Source organism: Pseudomonas sp. MMS21 TM103, from assembly GCF_022132145.1.
Classification (GTDB): Bacteria; Pseudomonadota; Gammaproteobacteria; order Pseudomonadales; family Pseudomonadaceae; genus Aquipseudomonas.
The window spans coordinates 1,497,606-1,519,493 of sequence record NZ_JAJISP010000001.1; the positions used below are offsets into that span (position 1 = coordinate 1,497,606).

General features: G+C 64.7%; 18 protein-coding genes. 8 read left to right on the forward strand and 10 right to left on the reverse strand.

Annotated features, from left to right (window positions below; genetic code table 11):
• The first annotated feature begins 28 nt into the window (after positions 1–28).
• The 5 genes from norR (at position 29) to LJY18_RS06895 (ending at position 6,554) form a co-directional block, all read left to right on the forward strand.
• Positions 29–1,579 (forward strand): nitric oxide reductase transcriptional regulator NorR, encoded by a 1,551-nt coding sequence (gene norR, locus LJY18_RS06875; protein ID WP_238041033.1) that lies wholly within the window; start codon positions 29–31, stop codon positions 1,577–1,579.
• Positions 1,580–1,880: 301 nt separating this feature from the next.
• Positions 1,881–2,159, forward strand: a complete 279-nt coding sequence (locus LJY18_RS06880; RefSeq protein ID WP_238041034.1) for a hypothetical protein — start codon at positions 1,881–1,883, stop codon at positions 2,157–2,159.
• A 97-nt stretch (positions 2,160–2,256) separates the two neighbouring features.
• The gene (locus tag LJY18_RS06885) at positions 2,257–2,919 is read left to right on the forward strand and encodes an ABC transporter ATP-binding protein (protein WP_238041035.1); all 663 of its coding nucleotides are present in this window, start codon (positions 2,257–2,259) and stop codon (positions 2,917–2,919) included.
• Position 2,920: 1 nt separating this feature from the next.
• On the forward strand, positions 2,921–5,398 hold the full coding sequence (locus LJY18_RS06890; RefSeq protein WP_238041036.1) for an FtsX-like permease family protein: 2,478 nt from the start codon (positions 2,921–2,923) through the stop codon (positions 5,396–5,398).
• Between the two features lie 61 nt (positions 5,399–5,459).
• The gene (locus LJY18_RS06895) at positions 5,460–6,554 is read left to right on the forward strand and encodes a lipocalin-like domain-containing protein (protein WP_238041037.1); all 1,095 of its coding nucleotides are present in this window, start codon (positions 5,460–5,462) and stop codon (positions 6,552–6,554) included.
• A gap of 13 nt (positions 6,555–6,567) precedes the next feature.
• Here LJY18_RS06895 and betA read toward each other — a convergent pair whose 3' ends face one another.
• The 3 genes from betA to betI all read right to left on the reverse strand — a co-directional run bounded on the left by betA (position 6,568) and on the right by betI (position 10,844).
• On the reverse strand, positions 6,568–8,253 hold the full coding sequence (gene betA, locus LJY18_RS06900) for a choline dehydrogenase (protein ID WP_238041038.1): 1,686 nt from the start codon (positions 8,251–8,253) through the stop codon (positions 6,568–6,570).
• Positions 8,254–8,432: 179 nt separating this feature from the next.
• The gene (betB, locus tag LJY18_RS06905) at positions 8,433–9,905 is read right to left on the reverse strand and encodes a betaine-aldehyde dehydrogenase (RefSeq protein WP_238041039.1); all 1,473 of its coding nucleotides are present in this window, start codon (positions 9,903–9,905) and stop codon (positions 8,433–8,435) included.
• A 330-nt stretch (positions 9,906–10,235) separates the two neighbouring features.
• Positions 10,236–10,844, reverse strand: a complete 609-nt coding sequence (gene betI, locus LJY18_RS06910) for a transcriptional regulator BetI (protein ID WP_238041040.1) — start codon at positions 10,842–10,844, stop codon at positions 10,236–10,238.
• Positions 10,845–11,062: 218 nt separating this feature from the next.
• Here betI and LJY18_RS06915 point away from each other — a divergent pair, with 218 nt between their 5' ends.
• Positions 11,063–11,251, forward strand: coding sequence for a ribbon-helix-helix domain-containing protein (locus LJY18_RS06915; protein ID WP_238041041.1), 189 nt, complete (start codon positions 11,063–11,065; stop codon positions 11,249–11,251).
• A 13-nt stretch (positions 11,252–11,264) separates the two neighbouring features.
• On the opposite strand, the gene LJY18_RS06920 is transcribed toward LJY18_RS06915, so the two are convergent.
• On the reverse strand, positions 11,265–12,926 hold the full coding sequence (locus LJY18_RS06920; RefSeq protein WP_238041042.1) for a SulP family inorganic anion transporter: 1,662 nt from the start codon (positions 12,924–12,926) through the stop codon (positions 11,265–11,267).
• Between the two features lie 176 nt (positions 12,927–13,102).
• Here LJY18_RS06920 and LJY18_RS06925 point away from each other — a divergent pair, with 176 nt between their 5' ends.
• Positions 13,103–13,333, forward strand: a complete 231-nt coding sequence (locus LJY18_RS06925; protein WP_238041043.1) for a hypothetical protein — start codon at positions 13,103–13,105, stop codon at positions 13,331–13,333.
• Between the two features lie 297 nt (positions 13,334–13,630).
• Here the strand turns inward: LJY18_RS06925 and LJY18_RS06930 are convergent, their stop codons facing one another.
• The 6 genes from LJY18_RS06930 to choX form a co-directional block, all read right to left on the reverse strand.
• Positions 13,631–13,936 (reverse strand): panthothenate synthetase, encoded by a 306-nt coding sequence (locus tag LJY18_RS06930; RefSeq protein ID WP_238041044.1) that lies wholly within the window; start codon positions 13,934–13,936, stop codon positions 13,631–13,633.
• Positions 13,937–14,209: 273 nt separating this feature from the next.
• On the reverse strand, positions 14,210–15,067 hold the full coding sequence (locus LJY18_RS06935) for a glycine betaine ABC transporter substrate-binding protein (RefSeq protein ID WP_238041045.1): 858 nt from the start codon (positions 15,065–15,067) through the stop codon (positions 14,210–14,212).
• A 143-nt stretch (positions 15,068–15,210) separates the two neighbouring features.
• The gene (locus LJY18_RS06940; RefSeq protein WP_238041046.1) at positions 15,211–16,155 is read right to left on the reverse strand and encodes a choline ABC transporter substrate-binding protein; all 945 of its coding nucleotides are present in this window, start codon (positions 16,153–16,155) and stop codon (positions 15,211–15,213) included.
• A 37-nt stretch (positions 16,156–16,192) separates the two neighbouring features.
• The gene (locus LJY18_RS06945) at positions 16,193–17,074 is read right to left on the reverse strand and encodes an ABC transporter permease (protein ID WP_238041047.1); all 882 of its coding nucleotides are present in this window, start codon (positions 17,072–17,074) and stop codon (positions 16,193–16,195) included.
• 1 nt (position 17,075) lies between these two features.
• Complete coding sequence (locus tag LJY18_RS06950) at positions 17,076–18,272, reverse strand: quaternary amine ABC transporter ATP-binding protein (RefSeq protein WP_238041048.1); 1,197 nt, start codon at positions 18,270–18,272, stop codon at positions 17,076–17,078.
• A gap of 665 nt (positions 18,273–18,937) precedes the next feature.
• Positions 18,938–19,876, reverse strand: a complete 939-nt coding sequence (choX, locus tag LJY18_RS06955; RefSeq protein ID WP_238041049.1) for a choline ABC transporter substrate-binding protein — start codon at positions 19,874–19,876, stop codon at positions 18,938–18,940.
• Between the two features lie 383 nt (positions 19,877–20,259).
• Between choX and LJY18_RS06960 the strand changes: the two genes are divergently transcribed.
• Positions 20,260–21,639, forward strand: a complete 1,380-nt coding sequence (locus LJY18_RS06960) for an L-serine ammonia-lyase (RefSeq protein WP_238041126.1) — start codon at positions 20,260–20,262, stop codon at positions 21,637–21,639.
• The last annotated feature ends 249 nt before the right edge of the window (positions 21,640–21,888 follow it).

The following is a 21,888-nucleotide window of genomic DNA, read 5'->3' on the forward strand; positions in this document are numbered from 1 at the left end:
AGAGTCCAAATGACACTCGGTAGTCTTTATGACAGCAAATCCACTGCTCACGGCATTGATCCCCCTGGTCGCCGACCTCTCCCGCGAGTTGCCCGAGGCCGAGCGCTATCGCCGGCTGTTGCTGGCCCTGCGCCAGTTGCTGCCGTGCGATGCGGTGGCCTTGCTCAGGCTCGAGGGCGAGGTGCTGGTGCCGCTAGCGGTCGACGGCCTGAGCACCGACACCCTGGGCCGGCGCTTCAAGCTTGGTGAGCATCCGCGCCTGCAGGCGTTGCTGGCGCAGCGCGGCCCGACCCGCTTCGCGACGGACTGTGGCCTGCCGGATCCGTATGACGGTCTGGTCGAGGGCCATCGCGGCCACCTCGAAGTGCATGACTGCCTGGGCTGTCCGCTGTACCTGCAGGATCAGCTGTGGGGCCTGCTGACCCTCGATTCGCTGGACCCGGCCAGCTTCGGCAGGCTCGATCTGGACACCCTGGCGGCGTTCGCCAGCCTGGCCGCCGCCACCGTGATGGCCAACGAACGCATCGCCCAGTTGCTGCGCCGGGTCGAGGACGAGCATCAGTTGGCCGAGGTCTACAAGCAGGCGGCCGACCAGCATCAGCCACGCGAGTTGATCGGCCAGAGCCCGCTGCATAAACGCCTGCAGGAGGAAATCGCCCTGGTCGGCGACAGCGAGCTGACGGTGCTGATCAGCGGGGAAACCGGGGTCGGCAAGGAACTGGTGGCCGAGGCCATCCATGCCGCGTCGGCGCGGGCCAAGCGTCCGCTGATCAGCCTCAACTGCGCGGCCCTGCCCGAGACCCTGGTCGAGAGCGAGTTGTTCGGCCACGTGCGGGGCGCCTTCTCCGGTGCGGTCAACGAGCGCAGCGGCAAGTTCGAGCTGGCCGACGGCGGCACCCTGTTTCTCGACGAGGTCGGCGAGCTGCCCGTGGTGGTGCAGGCCAAGCTGCTGCGGGTGCTGCAGAGCGGCCAGCTGCAGCGTGTCGGCTCGGATCGCGAGCACCGGGTCAATGTGCGGGTGCTGGCGGCGAGCAACCGCGACCTCGCCGAAGAGGTGCGTGCCGGGCGCTTTCGCGCCGACCTCTACCACCGCCTGAGCGTGTACCCGCTGAAAGTCCCGGCGCTGCGCGAGCGCGGCCGCGACGTCCTGCTGCTGGCCGGCTATTTCCTCGAGGAGAATCGCCCGCGCCTGGGGCTGCGCAGCCTGCGCCTGACGGCCGATGCACAGAAGGCCCTGCTGGCCCACGACTGGCCGGGCAACGTGCGCGAACTCGAGCACCTGATCGGCCGCGCCGCGCTCAAGGCCCTGTCGGCCTGCACCGAGCGCCCGCGCATCCTCAGCATCGACAGCCAGGCATTGGACCTGCCACAGCAGCACAGCCATGCCGCACCGACGCCGCTGGCGCTGCCCGAGACCGGCGGCGGCGTGCCGCTGCGCGAGGCCCTGGATGCCTACCAGAAGCAGCTGATCGGCGCGGCCTTGCAGCGTCACCAGCACAAGTGGGCCGACTGCGCCCGCGAACTGGGGGTGGATCGCGCCAACCTGATCCGTCTGGCCCGGCGCCTGGGCCTGAAGTAATCCGCTCGCGAACCAGGCGCCGGCCTGGGCGTCCGGCACATCCGCAACAGGCCTTGATTTAGGTCAATACCGTTTGCCTGCACGGCCTCTAGCTTGGAACAAGACCCCGCAGCCGGGGATGCCTGAAGCCGTTAGCGCATGGCGAATGCCCTCAGCTGCGCCCGCAATCTGTATGCGCAAGAGCTGCGCAGGCCGCGACGGCTGGTGCGCAGTCCGGATTTGCCCCATGCGGCGGGCAGGTTCGAAGCAAGGCCCGCGAGAGGCCGCCTGATCAAACCGTCCGCATGGCGAGAGGGACATCATGAGCAGCAAGCAGAGCCTGCGTCTGCCAATCGATCTGGCCAAGCGCCTGAATGCTTACCTGCGTGCGGCCAGTGCGCAGGCTGCCCGAGGCCGACTCGACCCGGCGCCCAGCGATCGGCAGCGCCGCCGTGAGGCGTTCGAGCGCCTGCTGGCGTTGATTGAGCCGAACGCCGAGACCTGGCCGCTCGAAGACTCGCCCCCTGAGCGCGACGAAGATTCCCGCAGGGCACCGACTCCGGCGCAAGAGCCACAGCGCGACAACTGCCGCTGCAGGTGACGGTGGCTTTGCTTTACTGAGAGAGGCGTCGCCCTTGTCCGGCCGGGTTGCGGGGAGGTACTGGCGGCACTAACCCCCGCGCTCAGGTGGCAGACAGATGCTGAAAGTCCAGGGCTTGTGCAAGAGCTATGCGACGCCCCAGGGGGCGCTGGCGGTGTTGCGCGGCATCGACCTGGAGCTGGCGGCGGGCGAGAGCCTGGCCCTGATGGGCGAGTCCGGCAGCGGCAAGAGCACCCTGCTGCACCTGTTGGCCGGGCTGGATCGGGCCGACGCCGGGCGTATCGAGGTCGACGGCCGCGTGCTGGACGACCTCCGTGAGGGGCAACTGGCGGCCTGGCGGCGCAGCGGTATCGGCCTGGTGTTCCAGCAATTCAACCTGATCGCCTGCCTGCGCGTCGCCGACAACCTAGCCTTCCAGGCGCGCCTGGCCGGCCGCCATGACCCGCACTGGCAGGCCGAACTGGTCGAGCGTCTCGGTCTGGCGGCCCTGCTTGGACGCTACCCCGAACAGCTCTCGGTCGGCCAGCAGCAGCGGGTCGCGCTGGGCCGGGCGCTGGCGGTCAGGCCGCCGCTGCTGCTGGCCGACGAGCCCACCGGCAGCCTGGATGAACGCAGCGCCGACGAGGTGCTGACGCTGCTGCTGGAGCTGCTCGCCGGCAGCCCGACCAGCCTGCTGATGGTCACCCACAGCGCCAGCCTGGCGGCGCGCCTGCAAGGTTGCCGGTGCCTGAAGGGCGGGCGCCTGCTGGAGACGGCCTGAGATGCGCCGCCTGTATTGGACCCTGAGTGCGCTGCTCAGCCACTGGCGGCGCCATCCGCTGCAGTTGTTCAGCGTGCTGGCCGGCCTGTGGCTGGCCACCAGTCTGTGGGCCGGGGTGCAGGCGCTGAACAGCCAGGCCCGCGACAGCTATGCCCGCGCCAGTCAGCTGCTCGGCGGCGCCGAGCGCTACAGCCTGGTCGCCCGCGATGGCGGCTGGATTGCCCAGCAGCATTTCGTCGAATTGCGCCGCGCCGGCTGGCCGGTTTCGCCTCTGCTGCAAGGGCGCCTGCGCCTGCAGGGGCCGCCCGAACAGCGCCTGCAACTGATCGGTATCGAGCCTTTGACCCTGCCGGCCGGTAGCGCGCTGGCCGGGCAATCGCCCGAGCGCCTGGACCTGGCGGCTTTTCTCGGGCGGCCCGGGCGCAGCTGGATTGCCGCCGACACCCTGGCCGAGCTTGGCCTGCCCGCCGATGCGCAGCCGCTCAGCGCATCCGGCCAGCGCCTGCCGCCGCTGGCGGTGTGGCCGCAGTTGGCGCCCGGCGTGCTGCTGGTGGACATCGGCGTGGCCCAGCGCCTGCTCGACGCCCGCGGCCAGCTCTCGCGGTTGTTGCTGCCGGCCGCGTTCGCCCGCGCCGCGCCGCCGCTGCCGCCAGCGCTGGCCGCGCAGCTGGTGGTGCAGCGCGGTGACGAGGGGGCCGATCTGGGCCAGCTCACCGACAGCTTCCACCTCAACCTCAGCGCCCTCGGCCTGCTGGCCTTCGTCGTCGGCCTGTTCATCGTCCACGCCGCCATCGGTCTGGCCTTGGAGCAGCGCCGGGTGGTGCTGCGCAACCTGCGCACCTGCGGGGTAAGTCTGCGTGGCCTGCTGGTCGCCCTGGTCGTGGAACTCGGCGTGCTGGCGCTGCTCGGCGCGGTTGCCGGCTTGCTCAGTGGCTATGCCGTGGCGGCCTGGCTGTTGCCGGATGTCGCCGCCAGCCTGCGCAGCCTGTATGGCGCCGAGGTGGCCGGGCGGCTCAGCCTGGCACCGCAGTGGTGGCTGGGCGGCCTGCTCGTTTGCCTGCTCGGGGCGTTGCTGGCGGGCGCCGGCAGCCTGCTGCGCGCCGCGCGTCTGCCGCTGCTGGCCCTGGCGCAGCCCGAAGCCTGGCAGCAGGCCCAGGCGCACTGGCTGCGCCGTCAGGGCTGGCTGGCGGCGCTGCTTGGCGGCGTGGCGCTGCTCGCACTGCTGTTCGGCGACAGCCTGACGGCCGGCTTCGTCCTGCTCGCCGCCTTGCTGCTGGGCGCGGCCCTGGCGTTGCCGGTGGGCCTGAGCCGTTTGCTCGAGGCCTGGCTGCGACACTGCCATGGGCCGCTGAGCCAGTGGTTCATCGCCGACAGCCGCCAGCAGCTGCCGAGCCTGGCGCTGGCCTTGATGGCCCTGTTGCTGGCGCTGGCGGCCAGCATCGGCGTCGGCAGCATGACCGCGGGCTTCCGGCAGACCTTCAGTGGCTGGCTCGACCAGCGCCTGGCCGCCGAGCTCTACCTGAGTCCGGTCGACGCCAGCCAGGCCTCGGCCATCGAGGCCTGGTTGCGCGAACAGCCGCAGGTGCGGGCGCTGCTGCCGAGCTGGCGGGTGGAGTTGCCCCTGCAGGGCTGGCCGGTTCAACTGACCGGCATCCGCACGCAGGCGTACTACCGCGAGCACTGGCCGCTGCTCAGCGCCAGCGCCGGGGCCTGGGAGCGCCTGGAGCGGCAGCAGGGCCTGATGCTCAGCGAACAACTGGCGCGGCGCCTGGATCTGCACCTGGGCGAGCGCCTGCGCCTGCCCACCCCGAGTGGCGCCTGGGAGCTGGAGGTGCTCGGCATCTATGCCGACTACGGCAATCCCAGGGGGCATCTGCTGGTCGATGCGACGGGCCTGCTACGCCACTGGCCGGGCCTGGCCCCGCGCAGTTTCAGCCTGCGTCTGCCGGCCGCGGAGGTGCCCGCAATGATCCAGGCGCTGCAGACGCGCTTTGCCCTGGACGACAGCCGCCTGATCGACCAGGCCGCGCTCAAGGCCTGGTCGAGCCGGGTATTCGAGCGCACCTTCGCCGCCACCGCCGCGCTCAACAGCCTGACCCTGGGCGTGGCCGGGCTGGCGCTGCTGATCAGTTTGCTGACCCTCGGCCAGACCCGCCTGAGCCAGCTGGCGCCGCTCTGGGCGCTGGGCGTCGGCCGTACGCGCCTGGCCTGGCTGAGCCTCGCCCAGACCCTGTTGCTGGCCGTGCTCACCCTGCTCCTGGCGCTGCCGCTGGGCCTGTTGCTGGCCTGGTGCCTGGTCGCGGTGATCAACGTGCAGGCCTTCGGTTGGCGCCTGCCGCTGCAGGTATTCCCCGGCCAGCTTGTGCACCTGTTCGGCCTGGCGCTGCTCGCCACCCTGCTGGCCAGCGCCTGGCCGCTCTGGCAACTCGGCCGCAGCACCCCGGCGGCCCTGTTGCGCAGCTTCGCCGGGGAGCGCTAGCGGGCCGGCGGACAGGGGTTTGGCTGATGGCCCCGACAAAGCAATCGCAGCCGAGGAGATGATGATCAACAGATTATTCGCCAGCATCCGCCTGGCCCTGTTCGTCGCCGGGCTGCTACTCGCCGCCTGCGACACCGAAACGCCGCCACCGACCAAGGGCTTCGCCGGGCTGGGCGGCACGGCGCAGGGCTTTGCCCGGGTCGAACCGGGGCGGGTGCTGGCGTTCCCGGCCGACCACGGCGCGCACCCGGACCACCGCATCGAGTGGTGGTACCTCACCGCCAACCTGGAGGACGCTCAGGGCCGCACCTGGGGCGTGCAGTGGACGTTGTTTCGCACCGCCCTGCAGCCCGGTTCGCACGAGACGGACTGGCGTAATCAGAACCTGTGGATGGGCCATGCCGCGCTGACGGGTGTGGATGGCCATCGCCATGCCGAGACCTTCGCCCGCGGCGGCATCGGTCAGGCCGGGGTGGTGGCCGCACCCTTGCACGCCTGGATCGACGACTGGCAGCTGCGTAGCCGCAGCCCGGCCAATGGCGGTCTGGGCGAGCTGCAGTTTCAGGCCCGCGGCGAGGGCTTCAGCTATCGCCTGCGCCTGACCAGCACACGTCCGCCGGTGCTGCAGGGCGCGCAGGGTTTCAGCCAGAAGTCCGACCGGGGTCAGGCCTCCTATTACTACAGCCAGCCGTTCTTTGAGGCCGAAGGCAGCCTGCTGGTGGACGGCCAGCGCCATGCGGTCAAGGGCCAGGCCTGGTTCGACCACGAATGGAGCAGCCAGCCGCTGGCGCCCGAGCAGCAGGGCTGGGACTGGTTCTCCCTGCATCTGCAGACGGGCGAGAAGCTGATGCTGTTCCAGTTGCGCCAGGCCGGCGGCGCGCATTACCGCGCCGGCACCTGGATCGGTGCGGACGGCCAGGCCCAGCCGCTGAGCCAGGCGGACATCGAGATGGTGCCCGTGCGCTTCAGCCGCGTTGCCGGCCGGCGCCTGCCGACCGCCTGGCGCCTGCGCATCGCGGCCAAGGCGTTCGCCATCGACACCACGGCGCTGCAGGAGCAGGCCTGGATGGCCACCCGGTTTCCCTACTGGGAGGGACCGATCCGATTCAGCGGCAGCCACCAGGGCGTTGGCTACCTGGAGATGACCGGCTATTGAGGGGCGCCCGTCTTCAGCTGCGCTGCGGAGTGTGGCGCACCGGTGCGCTGCCCGCCACGTAGTAGGGCGCAGTGCTGCGAGGCAGCGGCGTGCGGCCACGGATTTTGTCGGCGATCTTCTCGGCCATCATGATGGTCGGCGCGTTGAGGTTGCCGGTGGTGATCAACGGCATGATCGAGGCGTCGATCACCCGCAGACCCTGCATGCCATGCACGCGGCCCTGGCCGTCGACCACCGCCATCTCATCGAAGCCCATCTTGCAGGAGCAGGACGGGTGGAAGGCGGTCTCGGCATGATCGCGGACGAAGGCATCCAGTTCGGCGTCGCTCTGCACCGCGGCGCCTGGGCTGAGTTCACGACCGCGGAAGGGGTCGAGTGCCGATTGGTTCATGATCTCGCGGGTGATGCGGATGCCGTCGCGGAACTCCTGCCAGTCCTGTGGGCTGGACATGTAGTTGAACAGGATGCTCGGGTGTTGGCGCGGGTCTTTCGACCTGGCCTGGACGCGCCCGCGGCTCGGTGAGCGCATGGAGCCGACATGGGCCTGGAAGCCGTGTTCCTTGACCGCGTTGCTGCCGTTGTAATTGATCGCCACCGGCAGGAAGTGGTACTGGATGTTCGGCCACTCGAAGTCGGCGCTGGTACGGATGAAGCCACCGGCCTCGAACTGGTTGCTGGCGCCGATGCCCTTGCCGAGAAACATCCACTCGGCGCCGATCTTCGGCTGGTTCCACCACTGCAGCGCCGGGTACAACGAAACCGGCTGCTTGCAGGCGTACTGCAGGTACATCTCCAAGTGGTCCTGAAGGTTCTCACCGACCCCGGGCAGCTCGTGTACCAGCGGGATGTCCAGCTCACGCAGCAGCGCGGCCGGGCCGACGCCCGAGCGCTGGAGGATCTGTGGCGAGGCAATGGCGCCGCTGCACAGCAGCACTTCGCGGCGCGCCTTGACGGTGGTCGGGGTAGTGCTGTCGCCCTGCAGGTAGTCGACGCCGATGGCGCGCTTGCCGCTGAACAGGATGCGGTCGGTCAGGGCGTGGGTGACGATGGTCAGGTTCGGCCGGCCCTTGGCCTGGTCGAGATAACCGCGCGCGGTACTGGCGCGCCGGCCCTTGGGGGTCACGGTACGGTCCATCGGGCCGAAGCCTTCCTGCTGGTAGCCGTTGAGGTCGTCGGTGCGCGGAAAGCCGGCCTGCACACCGGCCTCGACCATGGCGTGGAACAGCGGATTGTTGCCGGCCTTCGGCGTGCACACGCTGACCGGGCCATCGCCGCCGTGGTAGGCGTTGGCGCCGCTGTCGCGGCTCTCGGCCTTGCGGAAGTAGGGCAGGCAGTCCAGGTAGGTCCAGTCTTCCAGGCCCTTGTCCTTGGCCCAGCCGTCGTAGTCGAGGGCGTTGCCGCGGATGTAGCACATGCCGTTGATCAGCGAGGAGCCGCCCAGGCCCTTGCCGCGTCCGCATTCCATGCGGCGGTTGTTCATGAAGGGTTCCGGCTCGGTCTCGTAGGCCCAGTTGTAGCGCCGGCCCTGCAGCGGGAAGGCCAGGGCAGCGGGCATCTGGGTGCGGAAATCCTGGCGGTAGTCCGGGCCGCCGGCTTCCAGCAGCAGCACGCTGACGTCGGCATCCTCGGTCAGGCGGGTGGCCAGCACGTTACCGGCCGAGCCGGCGCCGATGATGATGTAGTCGAATTCTTGGGACATGGGCGTTACCTGTAATGACGGGTCTGCGCTGCCCTTGGAAGGGCCAGGCGCTAGACCGGGCTGGGTCATGCAGCCGATCACCGCGCGGGGTGATCGCAATGGCGAACGGGTGGGTAACGCGGTGTTGCCTCGCCTGCGGCCAGGCAGTTTGCGCCGTTAACCCACCGATCACGCGCCGGTCAGAACACCGAGGCGTAGTCGCCCAGCTCGACCTGGACCGACTTGGTCCGGGTGTAATGCTCCAGGGTGCTCAGGCCATTCTCGCGGCCGACCCCGGACTGCTTGTAACCGCCCACCGGCATTTCCGCCGGCGACTCGCCCCAGGTATTGATCCAGCAAATACCGGCTTCCAGCTGGTGGATCACCCGGTGCGCGCGCGCCAAATCACGGGTCACCACGCCAGCCGCAAGGCCGAAGTCGGTGTCGTTGGCACGGCGGATCACTTCGTCTTCGCTGTCGTAGACCAGGATGCTCATGACCGGGCCGAAGATTTCTTCGCGCACGATGGTCATGCTGTCGGTGCAGTCGGTGAACACGGTGGGCGCGACATAGGCGCCCTTGGCGTATTCGCCGGCAGTGATGCGCTCGCCACCGGTCAACAGGCGCGCGCCTTCGCTGCGGCCCTTGGCGATGTAACCGAGCACGCTCTCCATGTGGGCCAGGCTGACCAGCGGGCCGAAGTTGGTGTTGTCGTCCTGCGGGTTGCCCAGGCGAATGCGCTTGACCCGCTCCAGCACCTTGCTCTCGAAGCGTGCCTGCAGCATGCGCGGCACGAACACCCGGGTGCCGTTGGTGCAGACCTGGCCGGAGCTGTAGAAGTTGGCCATCACCGCGATGTCGGCGGCGCGGTCGAGGTCGGCGTCCTCGAAGATGATCAGCGGCGATTTGCCGCCCAGTTCCATGGTCACTTCCTTCAGCGAGGAGCTGGAGGCGCTGGCCATGACCTTCTTGCCGGTGACGGTGCCGCCGGTGAAGGAAATCTTCTCGATGCCCGGGTGTTCGGTCAGCCACTGACCGACTTCACGGCCGCTGCCGGTGAGCACGTTGAACACACCATCTGGCAGGCCGGCTTCGCTGTAGATCTCGGCCAGCTTGAGGGTGGTCAGCGAGGTGACTTCGCTGGGCTTGAAGATCATCGCGTTGCCCGCGGCCAGGGCCGGGGCGGATTTCCACAGGGCGATCTGGATCGGGTAGTTCCAGGCGCCAATGCCGGCGACCACGCCCAGCGGCTCGCGGCGGGTGTAGACGAAGGCGCTTTCGCGCAGGGGGATCTGCTGGCCTTCGATGGCGGGCACCAGGCCGGCGTAATACTCGAGCACGTCGGCACCGGTAACGATATCGACGTAACGGGTTTCCGACAGCGGCTTGCCGGTGTCGAGGGTTTCCAGCTCGGCCAGCTCGTCGTTACGCGCCCGCAGGATGTCCACGGCCTTGCGCAGGATGCGCGAGCGCTGCATGGCGGTCATCGCCGCCCAGACCTTCTGTCCGGCTGTGGCGCTGGCCACCGCGCGCTCGACGTCCGCCTGGCTGGCGCGCTGGACGTTGGCGAGCACTTCACCGTTGGCTGGATTGATGCTCTCGAAGGTGGCGCCGCTGGTCGAATCGACATAGCGACCACCGATATAGAGCTTCTGTTCGGCGAATAGGGCCATGGTGGAATCCTCTCTTGTCTGTTGTCTTCGCAAGGCTGGCTGGCGGCTTCAGTGCGCCTTGGCCAGAGGGGTCGGCAGGTTCAGTGGCGCGCTCGGCGGCACTGTCCAGGCCGGAAGAGTGAAATCCAGCCTACGTGATTTTTATTGAACGATCAATCAATAATAAATATCGAGAGCGACTCGTGCCGGTCTGGATGCGACAAGGGCGCTGGTGAGGCGGGGCAGAGTTTTGTGCAGGACGTGCGTGCGCCGGCCGAGTGTCCAGCGCCGACAGTGCGGGGGAATTAGCGAGTTTTTGATCGCGGCCGGATTGCCTGCGCCCGGGTGGGCTCAGGCGGCGTGGTGCTCGAGTTGCTTTTTGGCCAATTGCTGGTCGAGATAGTCATAGGCGATCTGGATCGCCTGTTCGGTGTCGAAGTCGCCACCGGACAGCGCGCCGCGCAGCCAGAGACCGTCGATCAGGGCGGCCAGGCCACGCGAGGCGGCGCGTGCCTGCTGCACGGGGAGGACGCGGCGGAACTGGCAGCACAGGTTGGAATCCAGGCGGTGATCGTTGACCCGCTGCAAGCGGCGCAAGGATGGCTGGTGCATGCTGCTGGCCCAGAAGGCCAGCCAGGTCTTCATGGCCGGGCCGCTGACCTGGCTGGCATCGAAGTTGCTGTCGATGATCGCGCGCAGATGCGCGCGCGGGCTGTCGTCCTTGAGCGCCGCACGGCGAGCGCGCGAGGCTGTGCTCAGGGCCTGCATCAGGTGGCGCATGGTGGCGTCGAGCAGGCCGTTCTTGTCCTTGAAATAGTGGCTGATGATGCCATTGGAAACCCCTGCCAGCCGGGCAATATAGGCAATGCTGGCATCGCCCATACCGACCTGATCGACGGCTTCGAGGGTCGCCGCAATCAATTGCGAGCGGCGGATCGGTTGCATTCCGACCTTGGGCATCGGTGTCTCCGTGGGCTGAAGTTTTGCTTGGGTGGGCCGCAGTCTAGGGCTATTTTTATTGAACGATCAAATAATTATGCCGTTATACCCAAAGCTCGCCGCTGTGGCTGGGCGGATAGCAACCCCTCTGGGCGGATTGGCAGGGCTCCGTGCCGTGACAGCCGCGGGTTCTACTATTAGAATTTGATTAACATCAAATTTGAGCAATTGGCGATTTTATGGAAAGCAAGACTGCGCGTCTCACCGTGCTGATTGATCCGGTCAAGAAGAAGGCGTTCGAGGAACTGTGCGCCGGACAGGATCTGACCCCTTCCCAGGTCGTGCGCCAGCTGATTCGCGATTACCTCGAGACCCACGGCGTCACCTACGCCACCCAGAGCAAGCGCGGGCCCAGCGCCAAGGCATGATCCGTCGAGCGGCTCAGCCATCGGCCGCTGCCGGCTCGCTCTGCGCGTAGGCCGCCAGCGCGGCGTTGAAGTCGGCGTGATAATGCTGCGCCCCGATCTGCTGCAGGATGCCCGCCTTATCCAGCTTGGCCAGGACCTTGCGGTTGGCCTCGCAGAGTTTCACCACGATCTTGCGTTTGTGCAGTTGCTGGATGACTTCCTCCAGGGTTTGCAGGCCGGTGATATCCATGAACGGCACGCGGTTCAGGCGAATCACCAGCAATCGTGGATCGGTGTGGGTCTGTGCCAGCGCGCGCTCGAAGGTTTCTGCTGCGGCAAAGAACAGCGGCCCTTCGATGGTGTACACCAGCACGCCGGCTGGCAGGCGGCTATGACCGCCGACGCGCAACTCCGCTTCGAGTTCTTGTTCGACGACCTGCTGAACCTCCACAGAGGCGGCCATCCGGCGCATGAAATGCAGCATCGCCAGGATCACGCCGATATTCACGGCCACCACCAGGTCACTGAATACCGTCAGGCCGAAGGTGATCAGCAGGATCGCCACGTCTGCCCGTGGAGCACGCTGCACCATGCGCTTGAAATGGCGCAGCTCGCTCATGTTGTAGGCGACCACGAAGAGGATCGCCGCCAGTGCGCACAGCGGAATGTCCGAGGCCAGCGGAGCCAGGAACAGGATGATCAGCAACAGGGTGACCGCGTGCATGATGCCGGCGAGGGGGCTGGTGCCGCCGTTACGGATATTGGTTGCCGTGCGCGCAATCGCACCAGTGGCAGCGATGCCGCCAAATAAGGGGGTGAGCAGGTTGGCAACGCCTTGGCCGACCAGCTCCTGGTTGGAGTCATGCTTGGTGGCCGTCATGCCGTCGGCTACCACCGCCGAGAGCAGCGACTCGATCGCCCCCAGCATGGCAATCGCAAAGGCCGGGCCGATCAGCTCGATAATCCGCGGCAAGCTGACTTCAGGCAGGCCGAAATCGGGCAGGCCCTGGGGGATGCCGCCAAAGGCGCTGCCGATCGTGGCCACGCCATCGAAGTGAAAGACCGCCTGGATAAGGGTGACCACCAGCATCGCCACCAGCGGGCCTGGCACGCGCTTGAGCCCCGGAAACCCTGGCGACAGCAGCACCAGGCTGAGGCTGAGGAGGGCCAGCAGGGTGGTGGCCGGGTGCAGTTGCGGTAGCACGCGGAGCAATTGCCAGACCTTCTCATGGAAGTGCTCGCCGCCAACGGCGGGCAAGCCGAAGAAGTCTTGCCATTGGCCGACCCAGATGATCACCCCGATCCCGGCCGTAAAGCCGACGATCACCGGGGCCGGAATGAATTTGATCACTGAACCAAGCCGGGTAATGCCCAGCAACAGCAGCATGACCCCGGCCATCATGGTGGCGATCTGCATGCCGTCGATGCCGTGCTCGGCGGTAATGCTCGCCAGAATCACGATGAATGCGCCGGTCGGTCCGGCGATTTGTACACGACTGCCGCCAAACAGGGAGACCAGCACACCGCCAATGATCGCCGTATAGATGCCTTGCTCCGGCTTGACCCCCGAGGCAATGGCAAAGGCCATTGCCAGTGGCAGCGCAACTATCCCGACGATCACTCCGGAGACCAGATTGTTCAGCCAGTGCTTGCGCCCCAGCAAACCGGCCTTCCAGGCTTCGCGTACTGCAATCATGGTGAGCGCCTCTACGAGATCATGTGCATGATATTATCATGTGGTGATAATTGCGCGGCTCCTTGATCAAGCGTCCCGCGACTCATGCCAAGGCTTGTCTGGCTGAAGCATAGCGGCGCAGGCGACTGACACTGAGCGCACAGGTGTGCGCGCGCACCCACCAGCGGGAGAGCGAGATGAACCGTAACGACGTTAAAAGCAAACATGCCGAGGGCGTCACCTTCGACACCCATGTGATCGCTAATCCGACCAGCCTCAAAGAGTGGATCGTGTTCTTCAAGAAAGACGCGGGCAGAAGCTACTTCCTGGTCGATGAGCGCGAGGAGGTCGAGTCATTTGTCCATCTGGATGACCTGATCGACGAGTTGCGCGAGCTGGGCATCAAGAACGCAGAGATCCATTTCTAACTGCCGAGTCGGGTCTGCTCCCAGGGGCGTAGGGCGCACGGCCGCGACGCTTGGCCAAGGCCATGGATATGCCGGTCGGTGTGACCCGCATGGCCCTGTACGAGGGTGAAAGCCTGCTGTGGGTATCCGCCGTAACGGCACGCATGACGGCGCGACAGGGGCGCGGGTTCATTGATCAAGCGAGACCCTAGGCTCGGAAAATAAATACGCACCCATTTGGGCTATGGGGCCGCAATCGATGTGCAAACACCAAGGCGCAGCTTGCGCCTGCCCCCGTGCGTGCCGATCAGGCGTCACTCACGCCCATTTCTTGCCAAGCTCTTCCAGCCCGGCCTTTTGCAGGTCTTCGGGGCTCATCAGGATGCGGAACTTGCAGTCGGCCTGGAGGTTGAGGAAGAAGGGCTCCGCCAGGGCGGGTACATCCGACGACTCTTGCACGTCAACGATAAAGATGCCGCCGCGCTTGCCGTTTTGTTCGGTGAAGTAGGCCGCTTGAGGCTTGATGGCTTCGAGGATGCGGGCGATGACTTCGCCCACTTTGCCGGTTCTCACGAGGGTATTGAAGGGCTCAAGTGGGAACTCGACGGTGAGGAGCATTTTCATGACAGGACTCCAGCTTGTTGCGGTACGTGGAGAGGGTTCCGCTGACGGCACATGAAGCGGAATGCTCTGTCGCGTTGCCTTGCTCGTCGTCCTGCAACCCTTGCTGCTCCTCGAAAACGCGACAGGTGCTGGCTAGCTGATCTGACTGGGAACTAGCACGGTTAACCCTAGTTGTCGCCCATTTGCCTGTCCAGCGCCCGGCAGACCTGCGGTAAATTCCGGTAATGAAAAAGCGGGCCGAAGCCCGCTTTTTCGTTGTTGCTGTAACAGTGCTTACTTCAACCAGCCCGCCACGCGCTCGGGGTTGGCGGCGATCCAGTCCTTGGCGGCCTGCTCCGGCTTGGCGCCTTCGCTGACAGCCAGCATCACAGAGCCAATTTCTTCTGCGCTCCAGGAGAACTTCTTGAGGAACGCGGCAGCTTCTGGAGCCTTGGCTTCCAGTGCGGGATTGGCCACGGTGTCGACGTGCTCAGCTGCACCAAAGACATTCTGCGGATCTTCGAGGAAACGCAGTTTCCACTTGGCGAACATCCAATGTGGAATCCAGCCGGGAACCACGATGGCTTCCTTCTTCTTCTCGGCGCGGGCCAGGGCGATGGCCATGGCCGGGCCGGAGCTCGGCATCAGCTTGAAGTCCAGGTTGTATTTCTCGATGGCTTCTTCGGTGCGGCTCATGATGCCGGCACCGGCGTCGATGCCGGTGATCTTGCCGTCGTAGGCTTCTTTGTTCTTGTTCAGGTCTTCGATGCTCTTGGCTTCGACGTAGTCGGGCACTACCAGGCCGATTTTCGCGCCTTCGTAGTTGGTGCCGAGTACCACCACCTTGTCTTTCATCTTGGCGTAGTAATCGCCGTGGGTGACCGGCAGCCAGGCAGTGAGTGTCGCATCCAGGTCGCCACGGGCCACGCCTTGCCACATGATCGCCGGCTCGACGGCTTTCAGTTCAACTGTGTAGCCGAGTTTGCTTCTGAGAATTTCACCGGCGACCTGGGTGCTCGCGACGCTATCGTCCCAACCGTTGACGTAGCCGATCTTCAGGGTAGGTTTTTCTGCCGCCATGGCGGTGGACATGCCCAGTGCGAGGGCAGCAACGCCGAGGCTTTTCAGGCAGAAGGTGGAAAGTTTGCGCATAAATTTGGTGCTCCATCAGTGAGAGTGGCAGTTCAACAGTGTTACTGGCTCGTGCTGATTGCGGGTGTTGCGCTGGCCGGTTAACCCATGCCAGGGATACATGCCTCTGCCCGCCTGACGCTGGCGCCAGGCGGGCCAGAGCTTTACAGTCCGACGTATTTCTTCACCGCGGCGACGCCATCCTGGCCGTCATAGGTGGTGACGCCCGCCAGCCACTTGTCCAGGGCTTCCGGGTTAGCCTTGATCCAATTTTTGGCCACTTCCGCCGGGTCTTCTTTCTCCAGCACTTTTTCCATCAACTGGCTTTCGATCTTGACGCTGAATTGCAGGTTGTTCAGCAGCTTGCCAACGTTAGGGCAGCGCGCTTCGTAATCCGGTGGTACCACGGTGTAGACCTTGGCCGCACCGTAATCGGGGCCGAACACGTCATCGCCGCCGGACAGATAGGTGATATCGAACTGGGTATTCATCGGGTGAGGTGCCCAGCCGAGGAACACGACCGGCTTGTTCTTCCTCACAGCGCGCTGCACCTGCACCAGCATGCCTGCTTCGCTGGACTCGACCATGCGGAAACCGCCCATGCCGAATTGGTCTTCCTTGATCATTTTTTCGATCAGCAGGTTGCCGTCGTTACCGGGCTCGATGCCGTATATCTTGCCGTCGAGTTCTTTCTTGAACTTGGCGATGTCCTGGAAGCTTTTCAGGCCAGCCTCAGCCAGGTAGGTCGGCACGGCGAGGGTGTACTTGGCCCCTTCCAGGTTGGCGGTTGGCAGCACTTTGACGCCGTTGTCCTTGGTGAACGGTTCGATCACCGCGTCCATCGAGGGCGCCCAGTAGCCGAGGAATACATCAATCTGGCCCTTTTGCACGCCGGTGAAGGCAATCGGGACCGAGGCCATGATCTTGCGGGTCTCGTAGCCAAGGCCCTCGCTCAGGGTCATGGCTACGCCGGTGGTGGCGGCGATGTCCGCCCAGCCGATCTCGGCGAAGCGCACCTGTTTGCAGCTTTCCGGCTCCTGGGCCCAGGCGCTTTGCAGCAGCGCGCAGGACAGCAGGCTAACCCCAGCAATGGTTTTCAACTTGTTCATTTATGGCTCCCTCTGTGAATGGAATAAGGTGAAGGTCTTACTGGCGCTGCAATTTCGCACTCACCCAGCTGATCAGGGTGCTGCGTTTCTCGCTTTGCTTGGTGCCAAAACTTTCGGTAATGCGGTCGAGGATGATCGCCAGCAGTACCACGGCCATGCCGCTTTCGAAGCCTAGACCGATATCCAGACGCTGGATGCTCGCCAGCACGTCGTTACCCAAGCCGCCGGCGCCGACCATCGAGGCAATGATCACCATCGACAGGGCCATCATGATGGTCTGGTTGACCCCGGCCATGATCGACGGCATGGCGCTGGGCAGTTGGACCTTGAGTAGCAGCTGGGTCTTGCTGCAGCCGAAGGATTGGCCGGCCTCGACGATTTCCTTGTTGACCTGGCGAATGCCCAGGCTGGTCAGGCGCACCGCTGGTGGCATGGCGAAAATCACCGTGGCGATGATCCCCGGCACCCGGCCGAGGCCGAACAGCATGGCCGCCGGAATCAGGTAGACGAACGCCGGCATGGTCTGCATGAAGTCGAGAATGGGCCGGATGGTGGTCGCCACTCGCTCGCTCTTGGCCGCCCAGATGCCCAGGGGGATACCCAGCAAGAGGCTGATCAGCGTCGCGGAGAAGGTCAGGCCGAGGGTCACCACGGTCTGCTCCCAGAAGCCGGTGAGGACAATCAGGATGAAGGAGACGGCGGTAAAGGCGGCAAACCGGGCGCCGATCCGCCAGAGGCCGAGGCCGACGAAGATGGCGATCAACAGCCACGCCGGCGGCAGCATGAGGATGGCCTCGATGCCTTCGGAGAACGAGCTGACCACGCCGCCGATGCTGTCGAAACCGTCGCTGTAGTTGTCCAGCAGGTGCTGTACGCCGTCGTTGACCCAGCTGCCCAGGTCGAGTTTTTTCTCACTCATGTCATTCTCCCTGCATGCGGGTCAACAGGCGACCCTTGCTAATGGCGCCAGAGTATTGGCCGTTGCCACCGACAACCGGGATTGGCCCTTCGTTGTCCACCAGGCGCGAGATGACCTTATCCAGGGGCATGTCTTCCGGCACCGGAGTGATCTGCTTGACCACGCTTTGGTCGAGCTTGCAGGACTGACCACCTTCGACCAGCAGGGCGATTTTCTCCAGGCTGATCGAACCGTAGAAACGGTTGTTCTCATCGACAATGAAGGCGTAATGCTTGTCCAGTTCCTGGAGCTTTTGCGAGACGACCTGGGCATCCGGGGCCACGCCGTTGTGCACGAAGATCGGCACGCTATTCGCCATGAGCTGGCCGGCGGTGAGGTAGCGGTTGGTGTCGACGGTGTCGAAGAAGTTGCGCACATAATCATTGGCCGGGTTGTCGACCAGCTCTTGCGGGGTGCCGACCTGGACCAGCTTGCCGCCTTCCATGATGGCGATACGGTTGCCGATACGCATGGCCTCCTCGATATCGTGGGAGACGAAGATGATGGTGCGGCGGTGGACCTTTTGCAGCTCGAGCAGCAAGTCCTGCATTTCGCGACGCTTGAGCGGGTCGAGGGCGGAAAACGCCTCGTCCATGATCATCATCGAGGGGTCGACGGCCAAGGCACGGGCCAAGCCGACGCGTTGTTGCATGCCGCCGGAGAGTTCATGGGGGTGCATCTGGGCAAACGTCTCCAGGCCCACCTCCTTGAGTACCTGCATGGCGCGTTTTTCCCGCTCCTTGCGACCTATTCCTGCCACTTCCAGGCCGAAGGCCGCATTGTCCAGCACGGTGCGCGAAGGCATCAGCGCGAAGGACTGGAACACCATGCTCATGTCGCGGCGACGCAGGCTGATGAGTTCCGCTTTGGTCATCTTGGCAACGTTCTGACCGTCGATGAACACATTGCCATCGGAAGGCTCGATCAGGCGGTTGATCAAACGAATCAGGGTAGACTTGCCGGAGCCGGAAAGGCCCATGAGGACGAAGATTTCGCCTTCTTCGACACTGAACGACACATCGCTAACACCAATCACCGCGCCGGTTTCAGCGAGGACTTTATCCTTGCTCCAGCCTTGCTTGCTCTGGGCGATGGCTTCTTGCGGTTTGTTGCCAAAAACCTTGTACAGGTTCTCGACCACTATTTTTCCAGCTTTCATGGGAGGGTTCCCCTTCAGTAGACATCCAGATCAGTTACACGGAACCTGACGCACGCCAAACGACGTTCTTCAGGTGATGTCGACTGTTCTTGCCTGTGTGAGTGTGGGCGGTTCCAAGGTTTGGACAGCGTTCTGCTTCGCGGCGAGCTGTTGCGCATTCAGGCGCACACCACGTGGCGCACCATGAGCCCGAAAGGGCATGGGCGTTGCTTGGCCATGCTGATGAATGTGCATTGCTGTGCCGTGTCGCAAACTGCTTTCCAAACCCTCTGGCAGAGTAACGAAGGCCAATCCGTGGGGATTTCACATCTCGTCCTGAAATGCGCGTACATCCGAAATTTTCTTGTTGGGCTGGCACCCGATGGAGGCGGCCAGCGCTATGTAATCTTCGGTCCAGAGCTTGGGAACTCTGGTCTGTCGACCCGGCTAAGAGTCGACAGTGACGAAATCGGCTGGCTCAACGATATAGTCTTCAAGTTACCGCGATTGTCGGTTTGCGACCCTGACGTGTTACGCGGCGACATGATGATCACTATAAAAACCATACCACACCTAAAGAACTATAGACCGAAGCCACAGCCCGCGCCGGGCCTGCATTCCAGCCTTGAAGGGGGGGCTAGCTACCATGTGCCGGGGGCTGTGGCGGAATCGTAATTATTTGAAAATTATGGCGCTTTGCCGCTACTCGAGGGCATTTTTGCCGCACTGCCGTCGCGTCGAGTGACCCCCTGCAGCCATTGACTGACCACCTGTGGATTGGCCTCCAGCCAGGCTTTGGCTTCGCGCCTGGGCGTGGTGTTCTGGTTGAGGATCGCCTCCATCAGGTCGTTTTCCATCTGCAGACTGAAGCGCATGTTCTTGAATAGCCGGCCGAGGTTCGGGCATTGCGTCGCAAAGCCCTTGCGCACCGTGGTATAGACGGTGGCGCCGCCCAGATTGGGGCCAAAGTAGTCATCGCCGCCGGCCAGGTAGCGCATGTTCAGCTGGTTGTTCATCGGGTGCGGTTCCCAGCCGAGGAACACCGCCCATTTATTCAGGTGGTCGGCGCGTTTGACGTGCAGGATCATCTGCGATTCGCTGGACTCCACCAGTTCGAACCCGCCGAGGTCAAAGCGGTTCTCGTCGATCATCTGCTGGATCAGCTGGTTGCCGCCGTTGCCCGGCTCGATGCCGTAGATCTTGCCATCCAGCTCCTTGCTGAACCTGGCGATATCGCTGAAACCCTTGAGGCCGGCGTCAAAGGCGGCCTGATTGACCGCCAGGGTGTACTTGGCGCCCTCCAGGTTGATCGTCAGCAACTCCACCGAGCCATCATCCAGGTAGGGGCGGATGTCCTTGTCCGAGCTGGGGAGCCAGGTGTCGAGGAATACATCAATCTCGTTGTCATGCAGGGCCTTGAAGGTCTCCGGCACGGACAGACGTTTGACCTGGGAGCGGTAGCCCAGCTCGCTGAGCAGCAGGCGGGTCACGGCGTTGGTGGTAATCAGGTCGGTCCAGCCGACATCGGCCAGGCGCACCCGGCTGCAGGCGGCGGGCTCCTGCGCCTGGGCCAGCAGGGGAGTGCAGAGGGCGAGCGCCAGCAGGCAATTCAACGGCAGTTTCATGGGCGAATCCAATTTCCGGGAGACTGACCCGCCCAGCCAATCCAGGGCGGGATTTGTGACCATGGGCGAGGCTGAGCGGATGGCTGCTGGCCGGGCATGGGCGGCCGGATCATTGCGCCAGAGTTTGCTCGCTGCCTATGCGCGGGGTCGCAACTGGAACACCGCTGTCGCATTTCATGCTGGCGTCGTGGAAAAGTGCGTGCGCGGTCACAACTCGCGTCAGGAGAGGGGGAAGGTGCTGGTTTCCGCGCAAGGCCGACCATTTGCCTGCTGCAGAACTGCGTTGGCGGATTTGGACATAAGTGAGTCGGTGTGGGACCTCCGCACATTGAGGAAATCTCGATCATGAGGCGATAAAAATGCACCCCGTGCAGGAGATTGTCGTGGCAATTAGCGTGTTCGATTTGTTCAAGATTGGTATCGGCCCCTCCAGTTCACATACCGTCGGCCCCATGCGCGCCGCGGCGCTGTTCACTGGCGCGCTGCGCGAGCGCCACCAGCTTGAGCGTGTGCAACGCGTGGAAGTGCGTTTGTATGGCTCGTTGTCTGCCACCGGCATCGGTCACGGCAGCGACACCGCGGTGATCATGGGCCTGATGGGTGACTGGCCGGATCAGATCGACCCGGCGCACATCGCGCCGCGCATTGAAGCCCTGCACCGCACTGGCACCTTGCAGCTGGATGGGCGCTTGCCGATTGCCTTCGACTGGCAGCGCGACATGTTGCTGCTCGAAGAAAACTTGCCCTATCACCCGAATGCCATGACCCTGACGGCCTACGCGGCCGACGGCAGCGAGCTGAGTAGCGGCACCTATTATTCGGTCGGTGGCGGTTTCGTGGTCGATGCCGAGCAGGCGGCCACCGGTCAGATGGACCAGGATGACACCCAGTTGCCTTATGACTTCTCCAGCGGCGACGAGTTGATGCGCCTGTGCAAGGAGCATGGGCTGCGGGTGTCCGAATTGATGATGGCCAACGAGAAGGCCTGGCGCAGCGAGGCGGAGATCCGCAGCGGCCTGATGCGCCTGTGGCAAGCCATGCGCGACTGTGTCGAGCAGGGTCTCAAGCACGAGGGCATCCTGCCCGGCGGGCTCAACGTCAAGCGCCGCGCCGCCAAGCTGCACCGCAGCCTGCAGGAAATGAGCAAGCCCAACGTGATCGGCTCGACCCTCAGCGGCATGGAATGGGTCAACCTGTTCGCCCTGGCGGTCAACGAGGAGAACGCCGCCGGCGGGCGCATGGTCACCGCGCCGACTAACGGCGCAGCGGGCATCATCCCGGCGGTGCTGCACTACTACGTGCGCTTCAGTCCGGCGGTGACCGAGGCCAACGTGGTCGACTACCTGCTGGCCGCAGCGGCGGTCGGCATTCTGTGCAAGAAGAACGCCTCGATCTCCGGCGCCGAAGTCGGTTGCCAGGGCGAGGTCGGCTCGGCCTGTGCCATGGCTGCGGCCGGTTTGGCGGAGATTCTCGGAGCCACGCCGGAGCAGCTGGAAAACGCCGCCGAGATCGGTCTGGAGCACAACCTCGGACTGACCTGCGATCCGGTTGGCGGGCTGGTTCAGGTGCCGTGCATCGAGCGCAATGCGATCGCCGCGGTGAAGGCGATCAATGCCGCACAGATGGCCTTGCGCGGCGACGGCCAGCACTTCATCTCGCTCGACCGGGTGATCCGCACCATGCGCGACACCGGCGCCGATATGCACGACAAGTACAAGGAAACCTCACGCGGTGGTCTGGCCGTCAGTGCGATCGAGTGTTGAGCGGCGGCGCCTCGGCAGGCCTGTCTAAAGCGTGCTCGATGCGGGTCATGAGCGCATCATTTGCGCCCCTGGCCGGGGGCGTCTGCCTGCTTTTGGTGCGCGCCCGCCTGGCCGAGTGATCGGGCCAGCGTGACCGGCAGGTCATGTGCTTCGTGGCGGCTTGGTTACTGCAGCTATTCCCGCACGTAACGGGGTGACATCGAGGGCTTCGGCAAGTGCTACCGAAATGCTCAATAGGCCCATCCCGCG

What these genes read in the sequence shown, in the direction of transcription:
- LJY18_RS06880 (WP_238041034.1), top strand. Translation starts at nt 1,881, where the DNA reads ATGAGCAGCAAGCAGAGCCTGCGTCTGCCAATCGATCTGGCCAAGCGC.
- LJY18_RS06925 (WP_238041043.1), top strand. Translation starts at nt 13,103, where the DNA reads ATGAACCGTAACGACGTTAAAAGCAAACATGCCGAGGGCGTCACCTTC.
- LJY18_RS06945 (WP_238041047.1), bottom strand. Translation starts at nt 17,074, where the DNA reads ATGAGTGAGAAAAAACTCGACCTGGGCAGCTGGGTCAACGACGGCGTA.
- norR (WP_238041033.1), top strand. Translation starts at nt 29, where the DNA reads ATGACAGCAAATCCACTGCTCACGGCATTGATCCCCCTGGTCGCCGAC.
- LJY18_RS06935 (WP_238041045.1), bottom strand. Translation starts at nt 15,067, where the DNA reads ATGCGCAAACTTTCCACCTTCTGCCTGAAAAGCCTCGGCGTTGCTGCC.
- LJY18_RS06940 (WP_238041046.1), bottom strand. Translation starts at nt 16,155, where the DNA reads ATGAACAAGTTGAAAACCATTGCTGGGGTTAGCCTGCTGTCCTGCGCG.
- betI (WP_238041040.1), bottom strand. Translation starts at nt 10,844, where the DNA reads ATGCCCAAGGTCGGAATGCAACCGATCCGCCGCTCGCAATTGATTGCG.
- choX (WP_238041049.1), bottom strand. Translation starts at nt 19,876, where the DNA reads ATGAAACTGCCGTTGAATTGCCTGCTGGCGCTCGCCCTCTGCACTCCC.
- LJY18_RS06890 (WP_238041036.1), top strand. Translation starts at nt 2,921, where the DNA reads ATGCGCCGCCTGTATTGGACCCTGAGTGCGCTGCTCAGCCACTGGCGG.
- LJY18_RS06885 (WP_238041035.1), top strand. Translation starts at nt 2,257, where the DNA reads ATGCTGAAAGTCCAGGGCTTGTGCAAGAGCTATGCGACGCCCCAGGGG.
- betA (WP_238041038.1), bottom strand. Translation starts at nt 8,253, where the DNA reads ATGTCCCAAGAATTCGACTACATCATCATCGGCGCCGGCTCGGCCGGT.
- betB (WP_238041039.1), bottom strand. Translation starts at nt 9,905, where the DNA reads ATGGCCCTATTCGCCGAACAGAAGCTCTATATCGGTGGTCGCTATGTC.
- LJY18_RS06920 (WP_238041042.1), bottom strand. Translation starts at nt 12,926, where the DNA reads ATGATTGCAGTACGCGAAGCCTGGAAGGCCGGTTTGCTGGGGCGCAAG.
- LJY18_RS06895 (WP_238041037.1), top strand. Translation starts at nt 5,460, where the DNA reads ATGATCAACAGATTATTCGCCAGCATCCGCCTGGCCCTGTTCGTCGCC.
- LJY18_RS06915 (WP_238041041.1), top strand. Translation starts at nt 11,063, where the DNA reads ATGGAAAGCAAGACTGCGCGTCTCACCGTGCTGATTGATCCGGTCAAG.
- LJY18_RS06930 (WP_238041044.1), bottom strand. Translation starts at nt 13,936, where the DNA reads ATGAAAATGCTCCTCACCGTCGAGTTCCCACTTGAGCCCTTCAATACC.
- LJY18_RS06950 (WP_238041048.1), bottom strand. Translation starts at nt 18,272, where the DNA reads ATGAAAGCTGGAAAAATAGTGGTCGAGAACCTGTACAAGGTTTTTGGC.